Here is a 1908-nt window from a genome sequence, read left to right as displayed (position 1 = left end):
ATCCGGCTCTTAATGTGCTGATCAACAATGCAGGCATTATGCGTTACGACGATCTCGGTACAACCGGCGATTTGTTTGATGCTGAGGCCCATATCACTACCAATTTACTCGGACCCGTTCGTCTCACTAATGCCCTGCTTGACCATCTACGGAAGCAACAGGCCCCTGTCATTGTCAATGTCTCATCCGGTCTGGCATTTGTGCCGCGCACTGACGCGGCAATCTATAGCGCAACCAAGGCCGCTATCCATTCCCTGACCCAGTCTTTACGCCATCGTCTTACCGGGCAGATAGAAGTCATCGAACTGATTCCACCCGCTGTTCAGACCGAACTTACGCCCGGTCAGGCCGACCGGGAAGGGTATCTGCCGCTCACGCCGTTTATCGATGAGGTAATGGCACTCTTTTGCGAAAAGCCAACGCCAGAAGAAATCGTTGTCGAACGCGCCCGGTTGCAGCGCCTGGCTGAACGGGAAGGACGCTTTGACCAGGTATTTGAACGGATCAACGGGCATTGAGGACGAGAGCAAGCCTGCGAGTCAGAGTAAGCAGCGCCCCATGATGCCCGACGTAAATGCTGAGCGTGGTCGCCAAGACACGCACAGCATGTTTACTTGAATGCGGTTCTGCACTCCTTGCCGTTCTCCGTCAGACCAGCAAAAAAAGTGTAGTGCTAGCCCGCGTAGCCCCCAATCAACGCGAAATCTCACGTTTTATTCGGTTAATATCATCAGCACTGAATGAAATATTTACCTTTTCACCCGTATCTTTCACTATTTTCTGTGCAATCATTTCTGTCACAGGGCTAATTATATTGAAATGGTCAGCCCCCTCAATCTCATAGACATGAAAAGGAATGTTATTATCTTTTGCCTGATTTTTTAAACGATTAAATTCCGGCCAGTAACTTTCTTCACCCTCAAAGTAAAACGTTGGCGATGTTATTGATGTCACGAACATACCGGGTGAACGGAGGCGGAACTCTTCAGGATTTTTCTGGTTAAATGGCACAGCGACCATCATGCGGCCGCCTTCAATACGCGCTTTCAGATCGGGGATTCCTCCTAAAGAAAACGCGGCTCTAAAACCACTCAGCGCTTCGCTCGCCAGCAAAACACGGGTGCCGCCTGTACTGTGCCCGGCCAAATAAATTCTGTTTGGATCGACATACGGCAATGAGGCTAAATACGTTCTGGCAGACGCTATATCATCAATTTCGCCATAAAACATCTCATAGCGACCTGGGTTATTATTTTCTCCACGAAAGCTTGGTACCATCATAACCAAGCCAGCATGTCTGAATGCGCTTCCGCTCTGATCATTATCTTTGGGATGCTCTGCCCAGAAAAAATCATCATCACCGATACCACCATACCCGCCCACCAACCAAATTACAGCCGGATGTTTTTTTCCATCATTAGGATTGGGCGTAAGAAAAGCAGCCATGGGGCCATCTTTGGCGGGATAATGAACCAGCGAAAAAATATCAGCAGGTGGCGTTTGTGGTTCACCATCTCCCTGGAAACTGGTATCAATAATTTCGGTCTTGAATTTTGCCCGCGCACTACTCAAACTGTCGATACTTGTTGCATTTTTTTGACTGTTTTGTGCGAGGGTTGTGGCTGGCAGACAGAGAGAAAGCGCGGCGAGCAAAAGCACACCGCCGGTGAAACGGGTATAACATCTCATTACGAAATCCTTATCGTTTGAATCGGCACTGAATAATATCCATCATTCCCAAAAATGACAGAGAACGCAGCAAATACCACTACATTCAATTAGATAGAATAATGTATACTTGTTTGATAGTCAAAAAATTGAAGGATCAAACATGAGCAACGATGACATGGAAGAAAAACTGCTGGGCAAGGGGTTCACGCCCAAAGACAATGCGCACATGAAAAAGAT

2 protein-coding genes are annotated in these 1908 nt (G+C 47.7%); one reads left to right on the top strand and one right to left on the bottom strand.

What is annotated here, in order from left to right; translation table 11 throughout:
• Positions 1–518 (top strand): SDR family oxidoreductase (locus tag J5224_RS26085; protein WP_264628090.1); only part of this gene is annotated, 518 nt, incomplete at its 5' end.
• 175 nt (positions 519–693) lie between these two features.
• Here J5224_RS26085 and J5224_RS26080 read toward each other — a convergent pair.
• Complete coding sequence (locus tag J5224_RS26080; protein WP_264628089.1) at positions 694–1689, bottom strand: alpha/beta hydrolase family protein; 996 nt, start codon at positions 1687–1689, stop codon at positions 694–696.
• Positions 1690–1908: the final 219 nt, after the last annotated feature.

Source organism: Candidatus Symbiopectobacterium sp. NZEC135 (genome assembly GCF_025962695.1).
The sequence above is the reverse complement of the archived record's forward strand: the minus strand, read 5'-3'. Positions and strand labels throughout refer to the sequence as shown.